Source organism: Streptomyces sp. S4.7, assembly GCF_010384365.1.
Classification (GTDB): Bacteria; Actinomycetota; Actinomycetes; order Streptomycetales; family Streptomycetaceae; genus Streptomyces.
Map to the genome: position 1 here is coordinate 4,737,693 of NZ_CP048397.1, position 16,931 is coordinate 4,754,623.

General features: G+C 70.7%; 17 protein-coding genes and 1 pseudogene. 8 read left to right on the plus strand and 10 right to left on the minus strand.

The window, feature by feature from the left end; all coding sequences use genetic code 11:
* Positions 1-68: 68 nt before the first annotated feature.
* Positions 69-968 carry a glycine betaine ABC transporter substrate-binding protein gene (locus SSPS47_RS21265; protein WP_164254785.1) on the plus strand — a complete coding sequence of 300 codons (900 nt, stop codon included), beginning with the start codon at positions 69-71 and terminating at the stop codon, positions 966-968.
* Between the two features lie 122 nt (positions 969-1,090).
* Positions 1,091-1,447 (plus strand): hypothetical protein, encoded by a 357-nt coding sequence (locus tag SSPS47_RS21270; protein ID WP_164252457.1) that lies wholly within the window; start codon positions 1,091-1,093, stop codon positions 1,445-1,447.
* A gap of 39 nt (positions 1,448-1,486) precedes the next feature.
* Here SSPS47_RS21270 and SSPS47_RS21275 read toward each other — a convergent pair whose 3' ends face one another.
* From SSPS47_RS21275 to SSPS47_RS21295, 5 genes are all read right to left on the minus strand, one after another.
* On the minus strand, positions 1,487-2,536 hold the full coding sequence (locus SSPS47_RS21275; RefSeq protein ID WP_164252458.1) for a LacI family DNA-binding transcriptional regulator: 1,050 nt from the start codon (positions 2,534-2,536) through the stop codon (positions 1,487-1,489).
* 63 nt (positions 2,537-2,599) lie between these two features.
* The gene (locus SSPS47_RS21280) at positions 2,600-3,178 is read right to left on the minus strand and encodes a DUF305 domain-containing protein (protein WP_164252459.1); all 579 of its coding nucleotides are present in this window, start codon (positions 3,176-3,178) and stop codon (positions 2,600-2,602) included.
* Positions 3,179-3,273: 95 nt separating this feature from the next.
* Positions 3,274-4,101 carry a DUF1996 domain-containing protein gene (locus SSPS47_RS21285; protein ID WP_164254787.1) on the minus strand — a complete coding sequence of 276 codons (828 nt, stop codon included), beginning with the start codon at positions 4,099-4,101 and terminating at the stop codon, positions 3,274-3,276.
* A gap of 433 nt (positions 4,102-4,534) precedes the next feature.
* A complete protein-coding gene (locus SSPS47_RS21290; protein ID WP_164252460.1) occupies positions 4,535-5,269 on the minus strand; it encodes an isocitrate lyase/phosphoenolpyruvate mutase family protein in 735 nt (244 codons plus the stop codon).
* An 89-nt stretch (positions 5,270-5,358) separates the two neighbouring features.
* Positions 5,359-5,868, minus strand: coding sequence for a carboxymuconolactone decarboxylase family protein (locus SSPS47_RS21295; protein WP_164252461.1), 510 nt, complete (start codon positions 5,866-5,868; stop codon positions 5,359-5,361).
* 47 nt (positions 5,869-5,915) lie between these two features.
* On the opposite strand from SSPS47_RS21295, the gene SSPS47_RS21300 reads away from it, so the two are divergent.
* Positions 5,916-7,433 (plus strand): PLP-dependent aminotransferase family protein, encoded by a 1,518-nt coding sequence (locus SSPS47_RS21300; protein ID WP_164252462.1) that lies wholly within the window; start codon positions 5,916-5,918, stop codon positions 7,431-7,433.
* A 25-nt stretch (positions 7,434-7,458) separates the two neighbouring features.
* Here the strand turns inward: SSPS47_RS21300 and SSPS47_RS21305 are convergent, their stop codons facing one another.
* The gene (locus SSPS47_RS21305) at positions 7,459-8,118 is read right to left on the minus strand and encodes a CatB-related O-acetyltransferase (protein ID WP_164252463.1); all 660 of its coding nucleotides are present in this window, start codon (positions 8,116-8,118) and stop codon (positions 7,459-7,461) included.
* A 289-nt stretch (positions 8,119-8,407) separates the two neighbouring features.
* Between SSPS47_RS21305 and SSPS47_RS21310 the strand changes: the two genes are divergently transcribed.
* Positions 8,408-8,689, plus strand: coding sequence for a hypothetical protein (locus SSPS47_RS21310; protein ID WP_164254792.1), 282 nt, complete (start codon positions 8,408-8,410; stop codon positions 8,687-8,689).
* A gap of 19 nt (positions 8,690-8,708) precedes the next feature.
* Positions 8,709-9,890, plus strand: a complete 1,182-nt coding sequence (locus tag SSPS47_RS21315) for a glutathionylspermidine synthase family protein (protein ID WP_164254790.1) — start codon at positions 8,709-8,711, stop codon at positions 9,888-9,890.
* Positions 9,891-9,973: 83 nt separating this feature from the next.
* On the opposite strand, the gene rocD is transcribed toward SSPS47_RS21315, so the two are convergent.
* Positions 9,974-11,179 (minus strand): ornithine--oxo-acid transaminase, encoded by a 1,206-nt coding sequence (rocD, locus tag SSPS47_RS21320; RefSeq protein ID WP_147874243.1) that lies wholly within the window; start codon positions 11,177-11,179, stop codon positions 9,974-9,976.
* 310 nt (positions 11,180-11,489) lie between these two features.
* Positions 11,490-11,669 (minus strand): annotated as a pseudogene (locus SSPS47_RS35560) (siderophore-interacting protein); the annotation flags it as partial.
* Between the two features lie 99 nt (positions 11,670-11,768).
* Here SSPS47_RS35560 and trpS point away from each other — a divergent pair.
* A complete protein-coding gene (gene trpS / locus SSPS47_RS21325) occupies positions 11,769-12,779 on the plus strand; it encodes a tryptophan--tRNA ligase (RefSeq protein ID WP_164252464.1) in 1,011 nt (336 codons plus the stop codon).
* Between the two features lie 217 nt (positions 12,780-12,996).
* The gene (locus SSPS47_RS21330; RefSeq protein ID WP_164252465.1) at positions 12,997-13,593 is read left to right on the plus strand and encodes a 2'-5' RNA ligase family protein; all 597 of its coding nucleotides are present in this window, start codon (positions 12,997-12,999) and stop codon (positions 13,591-13,593) included.
* Between the two features lie 10 nt (positions 13,594-13,603).
* Here the strand turns inward: SSPS47_RS21330 and SSPS47_RS21335 are convergent, their stop codons facing one another.
* Both SSPS47_RS21335 and SSPS47_RS21340 read right to left on the minus strand, forming a co-directional pair.
* Positions 13,604-14,359 (minus strand): decaprenylphospho-beta-D-erythro-pentofuranosid-2-ulose 2-reductase, encoded by a 756-nt coding sequence (locus SSPS47_RS21335; protein ID WP_147874240.1) that lies wholly within the window; start codon positions 14,357-14,359, stop codon positions 13,604-13,606.
* 81 nt (positions 14,360-14,440) lie between these two features.
* The gene (locus tag SSPS47_RS21340; protein ID WP_164252466.1) at positions 14,441-15,820 is read right to left on the minus strand and encodes an FAD-binding oxidoreductase; all 1,380 of its coding nucleotides are present in this window, start codon (positions 15,818-15,820) and stop codon (positions 14,441-14,443) included.
* A 166-nt stretch (positions 15,821-15,986) separates the two neighbouring features.
* Here SSPS47_RS21340 and SSPS47_RS21345 point away from each other — a divergent pair, with 166 nt between their 5' ends.
* On the plus strand, positions 15,987-16,919 hold the full coding sequence (locus tag SSPS47_RS21345; protein ID WP_164252467.1) for a YihY/virulence factor BrkB family protein: 933 nt from the start codon (positions 15,987-15,989) through the stop codon (positions 16,917-16,919).
* The last annotated feature ends 12 nt before the right edge of the window (positions 16,920-16,931 follow it).

Sequence of the window (16,931 nt, forward strand, 5' to 3'; positions counted from 1 at the left end):
AGAACAATGACGTGACCCACAGCAAGCGGATACGCACCACCCTGGTCGCCGGAGCCGGCGCGCTCGGCATGCTCGCGCTCAGCGCCTGCGCCGCCGAGACCGAGCCGAAGTCGGCATCCGACGAGATCACCCTGACCGTGCCCTCCTGGGTCGGCGCGCGCGCCAACGCCGAGGTCGCCAAGGTGATCATGGAGCAGGAACTGGACGTGAAGGTCGAGCTCCAGCAGCTCGACGAACCGGTCGCCTTCGACGCGCTCAACAACGGCAAGGCCGACGCGATCCTGGAGGACTGGGGCGGCTCCCCGAAGAAGGAGAAGCTCTACGTCGAGGACAAGAAGACCATCGTCAAGGGCGGCGACCTCGGTGTCGTCGGCCACATCGGATGGTTCGTCCCCAAGTACTACGCGGACGCCAACCCCGAGGTCACGGACGCGAAGAACCTCAACAAGTTCGCCAAGGACTTCAAGTCCGCGAACAGCGGAGACCAGGGCGAGTTCCTGGGCGCGGCGCCCTCGTACACGACGTACGACGAGCACCTGGTCAAGAACCTCAAGCTGGATCTCAAGATCAAGGAGACGGGCAACGAGGCCGCCCAGATCAAGGAGATCCAGCAGAAGTACCGCGACAAGCAGCCCTTCATCACCTACTGGTGGGACCCGCAGTGGCTCAACGCGGACATCGACCTGGTCGAGGTGAAGCTGCCCGCGTACGAGGAGGGCTGCAACGTCCCGGAGACGGCGACGGACTGCGCGTACGCCAACACCCCGCTCCAGAAGTACCTCAACGCGGACTTCGCGAAGGACGGCGGTGACGCCGCCGAGTTCATCAAGAACTTCAAGTGGACCACCGAGGCCCAGAACGAGGTCGCCAAGGCGATCGCGAAGGACAAGATGAGCGGCCCGGACGCGGCCGAGAAGTGGGTCAAGGCGAACAAGTCGACGTGGGAGGCCTGGCTCCCCAAGAAGTAACCCGCCCACCCCGCACGGACGGCCCGGAGCGCTCACCGGCTCCGGGCCGTCCGGCGTGTCGGTACCTCAGAACTGGCTCAACTCCTCTGAGACCGCGAGCCGGTGGCGGACAGTATCCGAAGATGAAGCTGTTCGGGCAGGACAAAGAGGAGTTCACGGTACTCGTCGTGCGCGAGGCCGACGAGGTCGCCGAGGCCGTGGACCAGGCACTGAAGACCGCGGGACCCGAGGAGCGGCCGGGCCTGGAGCGGGCCGCCGCGCTGCTCGCCGCCGCCAGAAAGGCCACCGACGGTGAGCTGCGCGGGAACTGGGCGCGCCGGAAGATTGCCGAGGCGGGAGTGAAAGGACGCGCCGACTCGGTGCGGGCGGTGAAGGCGCTGCGGGAGGCCGAGCCGGGGCTGAGCCTCCTCCAGGCCGTACGGCTCTCGCAGGAGGCCGCCGCGCTGGAGGACCAGAAGCGCCACGGCCGGACCGCCTGACCGGCCAACGGAGTCGGGGGAGCGACGCGTTGACCTACGTTACGCGGACTCCCGCACCACCAGTGTCGGCGTGAAGATCATCGATGGCAGCGGACCGCCCGGCGCGGCGATCTGCTTCAGCAGTAGCCTGGCCATCTCCGCGGACATCTCCTCGACCGGCTGACGTACCGTCGTCAGCGCCGGATCGCAGGTCAGCGCCGCGTTGCTGTCGTCGAAGCCCACCACGGCCACGTCGTTCGGCACCTGCCTGCCCGCCCGGAGCAGTACCGGCAGCGCGCCCAGCGCCATCAGGTCGGACGCGATGAACACCCCGTCCAGATCCGGGTGTTCGGCCAGCAGCCGCCGCATCGCCGCCGCGCCGCCCGTATGTGTGAAGTCGCCCTCCGCGACCGCCACGTCCTCGATCCCGTGCGTGGCCATCGCCGCCCGGAACCCGGTGAGCCGCTCCTGCCCCGCCGGCATGTCCTGCGGCCCCGCGACCGTACCGATCCTGCGCCGCCCGAGCGCTGCCAGATGCCCGGCCGCGAGCCGCGCGCCCGCCGCCTGGTCCGCCTCGACGTACGTGAGCGGCGACGGCTGTCCGGGCCGGCCCGCCAGCACGGCGGGCAGCCTCGTCTCGTGGACCAGCCGGGGCAGCGGATCCCCGGCGTGCGAGGAGATCAGGACGATGCCGTCGACGTGGCCCTGGCGCAGATACGACAGCAACTGGTCACGGGAGGCGGCGTCGTCCGCCAGCATCAGCACCATCTGGACACCGGCCGGCCGCAGCACGTCGAGCAGCCCGCCCACGACCCGGCCGAAGTACGGGTCCGAGAACATCCGGCCCACGAACGGCTCGGCCACCGATCGCCGTTCCTGCTCGGAGACGACCAGCGCGATCGAGTCCGTACGGCGGGTCACCAGGGCGCGCGCGGCGCGGTTCGGCACGTAGTGCGTGGTGGCGATGGCCTCCTCGACGATCGTACGCAGCGCGGGATCCACCGTCGGCGCTCCGTTGATCACACGCGACACCGTGGCACGTGAGACGCCTGCCACGGCGGCCACGTCCTCCAGGGTCGGGCGCGCGGGCGGCGAGGCGTCGGCAGTCATGCAGCCTTTATACCGGTTGGTACTCGGGGCCCTGACGGGGTCCCCGGGCGGGCGGGGGCGGCGCTACGCGGTGACGCGCCCCAGGCCGGCGAGTTCGCCCCGCCGCGCCTCGACCAGCGCCGCGGCGAGCTTCTTGGCGGACGCCTCGCTGCCCGCGTCGACCTCGGAGCGCGACACGCGAGCGGAGTGCTCCAGATGTTCGCGGATCTGCACGACGAAGACCTTCTCGAAGGCCGCGCCCTCGGCGGCACGTGCCTGCGTGAGATCGCCGGGTGTCACCATGCCCGGCATCTCATGGCCCTCGTGCACATTGGTGGAGGGCAGGCCCAGCTGCTTCAACAGCGCGCGCATCCGGCCGAGTTCGGCGCGGTGCGCGGTGGCCAGATCGCTCGCCCAGCTGCGCAGACGGGGGTCGCCCGCCCGGTCGGCGGCCATCGTCAGCAGCTCGACCGCGCCCTCGTTCATGGGGGTCATGAGCTGGATCCACGCGGCGTCGGTCGCGCCGGAGAGGGTATCGACGGGGCCGGGCCGGACGGGAGTCGAGGCCGCGGGTGGTTTCCTGTCCGCCGAGGGGGCGGATGAGCAGCCCGTGACCACCAGAAGGGCGAAGAGCGCCGCCGCCGTACCGCGTACCGCCTTCATGGGGAGTCCTCGGGTCGGGGGAAGGGTGGGGGTGGCGGCGGACCCGGTGTCCGTCCGGGGCCGGGTGACCCCGGACGGACACCGGGCGTGGCCGGTCAGGAAGGCCGGCCGTCCGCGCCGCACTTGATGATGGGACGGATGCAGTCGCGTACGCGCCGCTCCATCTCCGCCGCGGGCCAGACGTTGAAGAAGTCGCCGTGCATCGTGTAGCCACGGCCCGAGGCGAGCGAGAGGCGGGCCGGATCGCCGTTGACCGGATACCTCAGTACCTGCCGCAGCTTCGGCACCGGCACCGGGTGGGTCGACGGGCAGGCGCCCGCCACCGGGTACGACATATGGCTCTTGTGGTCGGCCGAGTCGAGGTCGCGGCCGTTCCAGCACTGCGGGAAGTCCAGATACGACTCCAGCATCGCGCCCGCCGGGCAGTTGACGAAGTCGGTGGACGGATTGACCTCGCCGTGGTGCAGACACGACCAGCGCGCCCGCGTGTTGTCGTTGGGACCGGTCGCCTTGGCGTTGCCCGCCACGATCCGCAGTCCGTACGGCAGCGGCTGGGTCTGGGCGATGATCTCGTCCCGTACGCCCTCACCCAGGTAGTAGAAGGTGGTGCCGGTCGGCTCCACCTCCCTCGTGCCGTCGTACAGGGTCGGGACCCAGTACGACGAGAGGTCCTCCTTCGGCGCGCAGGTGGTGCGGCCCTGCGCCAGGCTGTTGACGTCGGAACGGGCGTTGGTCGTGTCGTTGCCGAAGAAGCTGTGCATGTGCGAGGCGCCGGGCAGCCCGGGGAAGACGATCGGGTCGTCCGGGAGGCGGTGGCTGTACGGACACTCGGCGAGGAACTCGGACACGCGGACGACGGCCGCGCCCTTGGTGCCCGGCTGAGCCTTCTCGGCCGCGACGGATCCGGTGCTCGCGCTGCTCATGTTGGCCTGGAGCAGGGAGGCGGTGAGCGCGACGAGGGCCAGGGCGACGACGCGTCGGCGCCAGGACGCCAGTCCGGTGCGCAGAGGGCTGAAGGTGCGTGGGGTGCGGGGGGTTCTGGGGCTGCGGGAGGGTCTTCTGTGGAGCACGGCACTCCAATCCGAGGAATCGGGGGGTTCCTTGATGACGTTAGAGAGCGCTCTCTGGCGCTGAACGTAGGAGCGGGCCGCAGGGCTGTCAATAGCTGCGGCAAGTCCGGTCAAGTAGCGCCATATCCAGGTCAGTTGGGGGGAGGAGTGTTGGAGAGCCCTCTCGGGACCGCTGCCCGAGATGGGTGATTCGTGGCCGCGAGCCGCGAGCCGCGAGCCGCGAGCCGTGAGCCGGGCGGCGGCGGTGGGCCGTGAGCCGTCGCCCCGGCTTGTCACCGGCGCGGGCTCAGGCGCGCAGCCGCGCCGCGCCCTCCCCCACCGCCGCCATCGCCTGCCGCTGGAGCCCGGGACCGAACGTGATACGTGTCGCGCCGAGCTTGCCCAGCTCCGACAGTTCCGCCGCACCACCGGGCGCCGCCCCGACATTGATCGGGCCCTCGATCCCCGCCCGCAGCGCCGGGATCGCCTCGCGCGGGGCCCCGATCGGGTACACGCAGTCCGCGCCCGCCGCCACGTACAGAGCCGCGCGGGCGATCGCCTCGGCCGGGTCGCGCACACCACGGATGAACGTGTCGACGCGGGCGTTGAGGAACAGCCGGTCCCCGGCCACCGCCTTGACCTCGGCCAGCCAATCGGCGTGCCGCCGGGGGTCCTTGAGGCGGCCGTCGGCGGAGTCCTCCAGGTTGCAGCCCACGGCGCCGGTGTCGAGGAGCCGGGCGACCAGCTCGGCCGGGGCGAGCCCGTAGCCGTCCTCGACGTCGGCGGTGACGGGTACCGCCGTGCCGCCGGTGGAGACGGCCCGGACGATACGGGCCACCGCCGCGAACATCTCGTCCGGCGGGGTGGCGCCGTCCTCGTGACCGAGCGACGCGGCGACCCCCGCGCTCGGCGTGGCGAGCGCGGGGAACCCGGCCTCCGCGTAGACACGGGCGCTGCCCGCGTCCCACGGCCCCGGCAGGACGAGCGGGTCCTCGGCGGCACGGTCGTGGTGCAGGGCGCGGAAGGTGGTCGAGAGCGTCATGGCTGATTCGTATCCCGGCTGAGGAGGCGGATGCGGCGGTGGTCCTGTGCGTGTCGCGCCGGACACGGTCCGGAGCGTGCCCGGCGGGCTCACTTCTTGCGCGCCACCGGCGTGTAGTGACCGGGGGCCATCCTCGACGTCACCGCGAAGCGGTTCCACGAGTTGATGACCGTTATCGCGGCGATCAGATGGGCGAGTTCGGTCTCGTCGAAGTGCGCCGCCGCCCTCTCGTACACCTCGTCCGGCACGAAACCGTCCGTCAGGACGGTGACCGCCTCGGTGAGTTCGATCGCCGCGATCTCCCTCGGCGAGTAGAAGTGGCGCGACTCCTGCCAGGCGCTGAGCTGGACGATCCGCTCCACCGACTCCCCGGCGGCCAGCGCCTCCTTCGTGTGCATGTCCAGGCAGAACGCGCAGTGGTTGATCTGCGAGGCGCGGATCTTCACCAGTTCGTAGAGCACGGGGTCGATGCCCTGCCGGACCGCCTTCTCGAAGGCGTACATCGCCTTGGAGACATCGGGCGCGAGCTTCGCCCACTCCAGGCGCGGCTCGTGTTCGGGGACACGGTCGTGCCGGTGATCGCTCTCGTTGGTCGTCATGGATACGACGCTACGTGTCCGGTGGCGCAGCGGTATGGTCCATTTCCATGATGGATTCATGGGCCAATGCTGCGAGCGCCGAGGAGCCGGACGGTGAGGGGCCGGTCAGTGGGAAGCAGCAGGTCACCGCGGTCACGGTCGGCGCCGACCTCCATCTGGAGCTGCGCGGCCCCGGACTCCGTACGGGGCTCATGGACGCCCTGCGCGAAGCCGTCCGCACCGGGCGGCTGACTCCCGGCACCCGGCTGCCCTCGTCCCGTACGCTCGCCGCCGATCTGGGCGTCGCGCGCAACACCGTCGCCGACGCCTACGCCGAACTCGTCGCCGAGGGCTGGCTGACCGCGCGGCAGGGCTCGGGGACGCGGGTCGCCCGGCGGGCAGCGCCGCGTACGCGTACGCCGAGCGGCCCGCCGGCCCGGCCGAGCGGCCGCCGCCCCGCGCACAATCTGCGGGCCGGCTCTCCCGATCTCAGTTCCTTTCCGCGCGCTGAATGGCTCGCCTCGGCCCGCCGGGCCCTGGCGGCGGCGCCGCACGACGCGTTCGACTACGGCGACCAGCGCGGGCGCGTGGAGCTGCGTACCGTCCTCGCCGACTATCTGGCCCGGACACGGGGGGTGTACGCCGACCCCGAGCGGATCGTCCTCTGTTCGGGGTTCGTCCACGGCCTGACGCTGATGGCCCAGGTGCTCGCGGCCCGCCGGGGGAGGGCGGGGGCCAGAGGCGGTACGAAGGGGGCCGGGGCGGTGGCCGTCGAGTCGTACGGGCTCGGCTTCCACCGGGACATCCTCGCCGCCGCCGGGCTGCGCACCCCCGCGCTCTCGATCGACGAACTCGGCACCCGCACCGAGGAGTTGACGGCCGGCATGGGGGAATTGCGGGGTGCCGACGCGGTGCTGACGACTCCGGCGCACCAGTTCCCGACCGGGGCCGCGCTCCATCCCGACCGGCGTGCGGCGGTGGTGGACTGGGCGCGCGGCGCGGGCGGGCTGATCCTGGAGGACGACTACGACGGGGAGTTCCGCTACGACCGCCAGCCCGTGGGCGCGCTCCAGGGCCTGGATCCGGAGCGGGTGGTGTACATGGGCACGGCGAGCAAGTCCCTGGCTCCGGGGCTGCGGCTGGCATGGATGGTGCTGCCCAGGGCGCTGGTGGGAGAAGTGATCGGGGCGAAGGGCGACGTCTCGGCGGTGCCGAGCGCCGTGGACCAGCTCACGCTCGCCGAGTTCATCACCTGCGGCGCGTACGACCGTCATGTGCGGTCCGTGCGGCTGCGCTACCGCCGGCGGCGCGACCAGCTGGTGGAGGCGCTGGCCGAACACGCGCCGGAGTCACGGGTGACCGGCATCGCCGCCGGACTGCACGCGGTGGTCGAACTCCCGCCCGGCACCGACGAACGCACCGCCATCCAGGCGGCGGCCTGGGAGGGCCTGGCGGTCCAGGGCCTCTCCGCCTTCCGGCACCCGTCGGTCCCACCGGGGCGCGAGGCGCTGGTCGTCGGCTACGGCGCCCCGACGGACAGCGCCTGGGCCGGCGCGCTGGACGCGCTCTGCCGCGTACTGCCGTGACCCCCCGTCGCGAACTGGAAAGTGTTCAGGCCGTGTCCGTCGGGGCTGCCGCCTCCAGTTCGTCGACGCTGCCCGACATGATCGTGCGCAGGTGCGCGGTGATGTGCTCGACGGGCCAGTCCCACCAGGCGATCGCCAGCAGCCGGTCGACGTCGGCGTCGTCGTAACGGCGGCGGATGACCTCGGCCGGATTGCCACCGACGATGCCGTAGTCCGGTACGTCGTCCACCACGACCGCGCCCGAGGCGATGACCGCTCCATGGCCGATCCGGACACCCGGCATGACCGTGCTGCGGTAGCCGAACCAGACGTCGTTGCCCACCACCGTCTCTCCCCGGCCGGGCAGCCCGGTGATCAGATCGAAGTGCTCGCTCCACGAACCGCCCATGATCGGGAAGGGGAACGTCGACGGGCCGTCCATCCGGTGATTGGCGCCGTTCATGATGAACCGCACCCCCTCACCCAGCGCGCAGTACTTCCCGATGACCAGCTTCTCCGGCCCGTAGTGGTAGAGCACGTTCCGTGTCTCGAACGCCGTCGGCTCGTCCGGGTCGTCGTAGTACGAGAAGTCCCCGACCTCGATCAGCTCGGAGGTGATCAGCGGTTTCAGCAGCACCACCCGGGGCTGACCGTGCATCGGATGGATCACCGTCGGATCGGCGGGAAGGGCGGGATCTGCGGGCATGGTGAATCGTTCTCCTCGTCTGTCCGGTGAATCCGTGCATCCTGCCCGAGCGGGTGATCGCGACGAAATCGATTAATCCCGGCCCCTCCAGGGCCGGTCCGACGATTTGCCGCCCCTGCCGGAACCGCCGAGCCGACGGAGCGGATCATGTCAAAGGGCGCAAAAGTGGGCCAGTTGAGGAGAGTTCATGGACCGCCTGTTCGGCGCGGCTGCCAGCCATCTAATGTGTGCGGCGAGCACGGGATTGACGGGTCGACGGATCGACCGGCAGACGGGGGAGGACGGGGCCATGGCCGCCGTAAAACAACGCAGGTTGCGGTCGAGCACGGTGGTGCTCGGCGGCATGGGAATACTCGCACTGACGATCACCTCCTGTGGTTCGGAACCGGACAAGCGCTGCGCCGACCGGAACACCTACGAGGAACTGTCCGAATCCGACTGCGACAGCAACGGCAACGGCTCGTACTACTACGGCGGCAAGAGCAGCAACGGCCGTGTCCACGACGGCAGTTTCGACAAGTCGGCGGTCGACCGCGGCGGCTTCGGCTGCTCGTCCACCGGCGGCGGCTGAGCGGCGTCGGGGCACGATGATGCAGCGTCGGACCATCGAGCCGCGTCCCGGCTGGCAGCAGACGGTCGAGGAACAGGGGCTCGTCTATCCGCTCACCCGCTACCCGGACGACTCCCTGCGTCCGTACTGGGACGAGAGCGCCTACTACGTCTTCTCCCTCCCCGAGGTCGAGGCCCTCGAAGTCGTCGTCGAGGAACTGCACGCGATGTGCCTCGCCGCCGCCGAGCACATCGTGAAGAACGACCGCTTCGCCGATCTCGGCATCACCGACCGCCGACTGGCCGCGCTGATCGCCGAGTCCTGGCGCCGCCGGGACGAACTGCCCTCCATCTACGGCCGGTTCGACCTCCGCTACGACGGCACCGGTCCGGCCAAGATGCTGGAGTACAACGCCGACACCCCCACGTCCCTGGTCGAGGCCGCCAGCCCGCAGTGGTTCTGGATGGAGGAGCGCTTCCCCGGCGCCGACCAGTGGAACTCCCTGCATGAACGGCTCATCGACGCCTGGCGCCGCCAGGCACATCTCCTTCCCCCGGGCCCCCTGCACTTCGCCCACTCCGACGGTGACGAGCTGGGCGAGGACCTGATGACCGTCGCCTATCTGCGCGAGACGGCTCAGCAGGCGGGTCTCGAAACCGAGGCGTTGTCCGTCGAACAGATCGGCTGGGACAAGCTGTCCGGCCGCTTCGTCGACGACCGGCTGCGCTTCATCCGCAGCTGCTTCAAGCTGTATCCGTGGGAGTGGCTGACCACGGACCGCTTCGGCCCCCAGGTGATCGACACCCTCGACAACGGTGGTGGCACCGGCAGCACCTGCTGGATAGAGCCCCTCTGGAAGATGCTGCTCTCCAACAAGGCGCTGCTGGCGATCCTCTGGGAGCTCAACCCGGACCACCCGAATCTGCTGCCCGCCTACCTCGACGGGCCCCGTGAACTCGCCCACGACGGGGGCTATGTCTCCAAGCCCCTGCTCGGCCGTGAGGGCGCCGGAGTCACCGTCCATGAGCCCGGTCACGCCCCGGTGGTGCGCCAGGAGGCCTGCTGCTACCAGGGGTTGGCGCCCCTGCCCGACTTCGACGGCAACCGGGTCGTTCTCGGCGCCTGGGTCGTCGAGAACGAGGCGGCCGGCCTCGGCATCCGGGAATCGTCGGGCCTGATCACGGACGAGTACGCCCGCTTCCTCCCGCACGTCATCCTGTAGGCCGGGGGCCGGCGGCCGGCCCCCGGCGGCCGACCGCGCCGACCACCGCCCCGGGCCCGGTCCCAGCGGGCCGGACACCTGCCCTACCGGGCCAGGACCGCCCGCAGCTGCTCCAGGCCCCAGTCCAGATCCTCCTTGCTGATCACCAGCGGCGGGGCGATCCGGATCGTCGACCCATGGGTGTCCTTCACCAGCACCCCCCGCCCCATCAGCTTCTCGGAGATCTCCCGGCCCGTGCCGTACGACGGAGAGATGTCCACCCCCGCCCAGAGCCCCCGGCCGCGCACCGCCTCCACCGCGCCACCGGTCGCCATCAGCCCCAGCTCGTGGTGGAGGTGATCACCCAGCTCCGCCGCCCGCTGCTGGTACTCACCCGTGCGCAGCATCGCGATCACCTCAAGGGCCACCGCACACGCCAGGGGATTCCCGCCGAACGTCGAACCGTGCTCCCCGGGCCGGAACACCCCGAGGATCTCGCTCGACGACACCACGGCCGACACCGGCACCACGCCGCCGCCGAGCGCCTTGCCCAGCACGTACATGTCGGGCACCACGCCCTCGTGCTCACTGGCGAAGGTCTTGCCGGTCCGGCCCAGGCCGGACTGGATCTCGTCCGCGATGAACAGCACGTTCCGTGCCCGGGTCAGCTCACGTACGCCCGCGAGATACCCCGGCGGCGGCACCAGCACTCCCGCCTCGCCCTGGATCGGCTCCAGCAGGACAGCGACGGTGTTGTCCGTCATCGCGGCGTCGAGCGCGGCGAGATCCCCGTACGGAACGATCTCGAAGCCCGGCGTGTAGGGCCCGTAGTCCGCACGGGCCTCCTGGTCGGTGGAGAAGCTGATGATCGTGGTCGTACGGCCGTGGAAGTTGTCCGCCGCGACGATGATCTTGGCGGTGCCGTCCGGCACCCCCTTCGTCCGGTAGCCCCACTTGCGGGCCGTCTTCACGGCGGTCTCCACCGCCTCCGCGCCCGTGTTCATCGGCAGCACCATCTCCATGCCGCACAACTCGGCCAGCCGGGTGCAGAATTCGGCGAACCGGTCGTGGTGGAACGCCCGTGAGGTGAGCGTCACCCGCTCCAACTGGGCCTTGGCGGCGTCGATGAGGCGCCGATTACCATGGCCGAAGTTGAGTGCCGAGTAGCCGGCGAGCATATCGAGGAAGCGTCGTCCCTCGACGTCGGTCATCCATGCACCGTCCGCCGAGGCGACGACCACGGGCAGCGGGTGGTAGTTGTGCGCGCTGTGCGCCTCCGCAGAGGCGATGGCACTCTCCGTTGTCGCCACGGGTTCTCCGTTCGGTCGAGCCGAGCCATCCGGTCAAGGCGCGGTAGCGCCCCTGTTTCTATCGTCACTCGCCAGTGTGGACGAAGAAACCTTGCCCCCGGCGTGCCCTGGGAGACAACCCCGCGGGCGGGTCGGGTTGGATCACACGTCCAGCAGTTGCCCGCGCGGACCCGTCTCCGGCCTTCCGCCCCGTCGATGGGGCGGTCGGGGCAGTCGTCCCGCGAGCGGCCGCAGCACCAGACCCAACACCACCCCGGCCCCCGGCGCCGGTATCGCCCACCACCAGCCGTCCGTGCCGCCGGACGGGGTTGATGAACGCGGACTGCACCACGTCCTCGGCGTCCGCCCCCGCGCCGCAGGCCACCGCCACCCGCAGCGCGATCCCCGTATAGGCACGCACCAGCTCCGCGTACGCCTCCCGCTCCCCGGAACGCACACGCGCGATGACAGTCGATTCATCCGCAACCGTCAGGATGCGGCCCCCCTCCAGGGTCCCCTCCCGTGTCCTCACCCTTTTGATACACCGCTCACCCCGGATCGGTTCCCGGCCTGTCCCGACCTGGCGGCCCCACCTGAGAGAATGTCCAGCATGGCCACTCGTCCTCGCGCGCTCTCCGGTATCCAGCCCACCGCAGGCTCGTTCCACCTCGGGAACTACCTCGGTGCGATCCGGCAGTATGTGGCGCTGCAAGAAACCCACGACGCGTTCTACATGGTCGTGGACCTGCACGCGATCACCATGCCGCAGGAGCCCGCCGACCTGCGCGCCAACACCAGGCTCGCGGCCGCGCAGCTCCTCGCCGCCGGTCTCGACCCCCAGCGCTGCACGCTGTTCATCCAGAGTCATGTACCCGAACACGCCCAGCTCGGCTGGGTGATGAACTGTCTGACGGGCTTCGGCGAGGCCTCCCGCATGACGCAGTTCAAAGACAAGTCCGCCAGACAGGGCGCCGACCGCGCCACGGTCGGACTCTTCACCTACCCGATCCTCCAGGTCGCCGACATCCTGCTCTACCAGGCGGACTCCGTCCCGGTCGGCGAGGACCAGCGCCAGCACGTCGAGCTGACACGTGACCTCGCCGAGCGCTTCAACACCCGTTTCGGCAGCACGTTCACGATCCCGAAGCCGCACATCGTCAAGGAGGTCGCGAAGATCTACGACCTCCAGGACCCGTCGATCAAGATGAGCAAGTCGGCGTCCACGCCGAAGGGCCTGGTCAATCTGCTGGACGACCCCAAGGTCACGGCGAAGAAGATCAAGAGCGCCGTCACCGACACGGGCACCGAGATCCGCTTCGACGCCGCGGACAAGCCGGGCATCAGCAACCTCCTCACGATCTACTCCACACTCACGGGCGCGAGCATCGCGGATCTGGAGAAGAAGTACGAGGGCAAGGGCTACGGCGCGCTGAAGGTGGACCTGGCCGAGGCGATGGTCGACTTCGTCACACCGTTCCGCGACCGCACCCAGGAATATCTGGACGATCCGGAGACGCTGGACTCGATCCTGGCCGAAGGCGCGGAGAAGGCCCGCACGGTCGCCGCGGAGACGCTCGCCCAGGCGTACGAACGGATCGGCTTCCTGCCCGCGAAGCACTGAGGGGACGGGGCGGGCGTGCCGGTCCCGGCTCGCCCGCCCCGGCCGACCGCGGACGCCGCCGTAGCGCATACGCGCCGTCCGCGTACTGCTGACCAAGGACCCTGGCCAGAAGAACGGTGTGAGCGCCACACTGGCGCAGGGACGGAATCGGCCGACCGAACCGCCCGCACACCGCACCACCGCCACACCGGCACACACACGGACTGAGGAGAACGACGTGGGGACCGTAACGCTCGGCGTTTCGATCGCGGTCCCGGAGCCGTACGGCAGCCTGCTCCAGGAATGCCGCGCGGGCTTCGGCGACCCTGCCGCGCACGGCATTCCCACGCACGTCACGCTCCTGCCGCCCACCGAGGTCGACTCCTCGACGCTGCCGACCATCGAGGCGCACCTGGCCTCGGTCGCCGCGGCGGGCCGCCCCTTCCCCATGCGGCTCTACGGCACGGGCACCTTCCGCCCGCTGTCGCCGGTGGTCTTCGTCCAGGTCGTCGAGGGCGGTTCGGCGTGCACCTGGCTCCAGAAGCGGGTCAGGGAGGCGTCCGGGCCGCTGGTGCGCGAACTCCAGTTCCCGTACCACCCCCACGTGACGGTGGCGCACGCCATCTCCGAGGAGGCGATGGACCGGGCGTACGAGGAGCTGGCCGACTACACCGCCCGCTGGAGCTGCACGTCCTTCGGGCTGTACGAGCAGGGCTCGGACGGCGTGTGGCGGATGCTGCACGAGTACGTTTTCGGCGGCGGTACGGAGATGACGGGAGTGCCCTCCCGGAGCACCCCCGTCGACCTGCCCGCGACCTCTTCGCTGCGTCAGTAGCCGTACGGACTCAGATCGGCAGCCGCCGGAACAGCGGCCTCGGCAGATGCCGCAGCACCGACATCGCCGCCCGCAGCGCCCCCGGCACCCACACCGTCTCCGAGCGGCGCCGCAGCCCCAGCTCCACGGCCGCCGCCACCGCCTCCGGCGTCGTCGCCAGCGGTGTCTCCTCCAGCCCGGCCGTCCTCCTCGTCCGTACGAAGCCGGGCCGCACGACCATCACATGCACACCCGTGCCGTGCATCGCGTCCCCGAGCCCCTGCGCGAACGCGTCCAGGCCCGCCTTGCTCGACCCGTAGATGAAATTGGCGCGCCGCGCCCGCTCACCGGCCACCGACGACAGCACCACCAGCGAACCGTGCCCCTGCGTCTGCATCGCCGCCGCGCACACCAGACCGGCCGAGACCGCGCCCGTGTAGTTCGTCTGCGCGACCCTGACGGCCGACGCCGGATCCGCCTCGTCGTGCGCCTGGTCGCCGAGGACGCCGAAGGCGAGCAGCGTCATGTCGATGTCGCCCTCGGCGAAGACCTTCCCGAGCACTTCCGCGTGCGAGTCCGGGGCGAGCGCGTCGAAGTCGACGGTGCGGACGTCCGCGCCCTGGGTACGCAGCTGCTCGGCCGCGGTGTCGAGCGCGGGCGACGCGCGGCCGGCCAGCCAGACCGTGCGGGTACGGCGTGCGATCAGCCGGCGCGCCGTGGCCAGCGCGATCTCGGACGTGCCACCGAGGACGAGCAGGGACTGCGGAATGCCGAAGGCGTCCTTCATGGTGCGGTGCTCCTTGCAGCGAGGGTGTGGGATGAGCCTCGTAGGGGCTGAGGCGGGGGCCGGGGTGAGGGGCCCCGGGCGTCAGATCGAGAGACGGCGGGAGAGATCGGAGACGAAGACCGCGCGCGGGTCCAACTCGGCCCGCAGCGACCGGAACTCGTCCAGTCGCGGATACATCGCGGCCAGCAGCTCCGGTCGCAGCCGTGAGTCCTTCGCGAGACAGACCCGGCCCCCGGCGGCGGCGACGTCCTGGTCCAGCTCGTCGAGGAAGGAGCCCAGGCCGGTCGGGCCGGTGGGGATGTCCAGCGCGAGCGTCCAGCCGGCCATGGGGAAGGACAGCCAGCCGGGATCACCCGCGCCGAGACGCTTGAGCACGGCGAGGAAGGAGGGACAGCCGCGCCTGACGATGCGCCGCACGATCCGGATCAGCGCCTCCTCCTGACCGAGCCCGACGGCGAACTGGTAACGGACGCAGCCGCCGCGCCCGTACAGCCGGTTCCAGTGCGGTACGCCGTCCAGCGGGTGGAAGAAGGCGGGGACGCGCCGGAGTCCGCCGGTCCGCCGGCGCGGCGCCCCCCGGTACCAGAGCTCGTTGAACAGCTCGGCCGTCTTCCGGCGCAGCAGCCCTTCGGGTACGTAGGAGGGCGCGCCGGGGACCAGCCGGGCGGGCCGGAAGGTGAGCGGCCGTCTGCGGGCCCGCGCGGGCAGCTCGGCGAGCGGCGTGTGGTTGCCGCGGGTGAGGACGGAGCGTCCCAAGGAGGGGCCGCGGGCGAGCAGATCGATCCAGGCGGTCGAGTAGCGGTAGGCGTGGTCCGACGTGGTGAGACGGGCCATCAGATCGTCGAGGTCCGCAGCGCGTTCGGTGTCGACGGACATCAGGGAGGTCTCGACGGGGTGCAGCCGGAAGGTCGCCGCCAGGATCACTCCCGTCAGCCCCATGCCGCCCGCCGTGGCGTCGAAGAGCGGCGTGCCGGGGACGACCTCACGTACGGAGCCGTCGGCGGTCAGCAGGTCCAGGGACAGCACGTGGCGGGAGAACGAACCCGACACATGGTGGTTCCTGCCGTGGATGTCGGCGCCGATCGCGCCGCCGACCGTGACATGGCGGGTCCCGGGTGTCACCGGTACGAACCAGCCCAGCGGCAGCAGCACCTCCATCAGCCGGTGCAGGCTGGTCCCCGCCTCGCAGCTGACGGTCCCCGCCTCGGTGTCGACGGACAGGACGCGGTCCAGGGCGGTCATCTCGATGACGGAGCCGCCGGCGTTCTGCGCCGCGTCGCCGTAGGCGCGGCCGAGCCCGCGCGGGATGCCGCCGCGCCTGCCGCAGTCGCGTACGGCCCGCGCCGTCTCCTCGTAAGAACGCGGCCGTACGAGACGGGCGGGGGCCGTGGGGGCGGTGCGGCCCCAGCCGGTGACGGAGACGATGTCGTCGGTGACAGGCTCGGCGAACTCGGCAGACATGGTCGAGACGGTATCGCCCTAAACGTAATTCTTTGCGCTATAAGCCGTATTTGCTGCCGTACTCGTATGAATGGGTGGTTGGCCAAGCGGTGTCGGGCGTTGACGTGAGAATCGGCATCCGGGGTACCCGACCGTTGGTTCTCCGATCCGAGGGCAGGTCTCCGTCATGGACTGGCTGAAAAAACTTCCCGTCGTCGGGCCGCTCGTGGCCCGGCTGATGCTGACGCACGCCTGGCGCTCGTACGAGACCCTCGACCGGACGCACTGGTCCCGGCTCGCGGCGGCGATCACCTTCATCAGCTTCCTGGCACTCTTCCCGCTGATCACCGTGAGCGCGGCGATCGGGGCCGCGCTGCTCAGCAAGGACCAGCTGGACCGGCTCCAGGACAAGCTCAAGGACCAGGTGCCCGGCATCTCCGACCAACTCGACCTCGACGCGCTGGTCGCCAACGCGGGCACGGTCGGTCTGGTGGCGGGCGCGCTGCTGCTGTTCACCGGCATCGGCTGGGTCGGCTCGATGCGGGAGTGTCTGCGCGCCGTGTGGGAGCTGGACGACGTGGACGAGGGCAACCCCTTCGTGCTCAAGGCCAAGGACGCGGTCATCCTCGTCGGCCTCGGCGTCACCGCGCTCGCCTCGATCGGCGCGTCGGCCCTCGGCTCCACGGCCGTCGGCTGGAGCGCGGACCGGCTCGGCATCGCGGAGGGCGGCGTGGGCGGTGTGCTGCTCCAGATCGCGGCGATCGTCGTGGCGGCCGTGGCGGGCTTCCTCATCCTGCTGTACGTGCTGACGCTGCTGCCCGGTGTGCATCCGCCACGGCGGCGGCTGATCGTCGCCGCGGTGATCGGCGCGATCGGCTTCGAACTGCTCAAGCTGCTGCTCGGCGGCTATGTGCGCGACGTGGCGGGCAAGAGCCTGTACGGCGCGTTCGGGGTGCCGGTCGCGCTGCTGCTGTGGATCAACTTCACGGCGAAGCTGATGCTGTTCTGCGCCGCCTGGACGGCTACGCCGAGCAAGGACGAGCCGTCACAGGGGGAGGGGAACACGGCGGGGTCGGACGACGACGCGACGGATTCGGCGGCGGTCGCCCCCGGCGGGTAGCCGCTTCGGCGG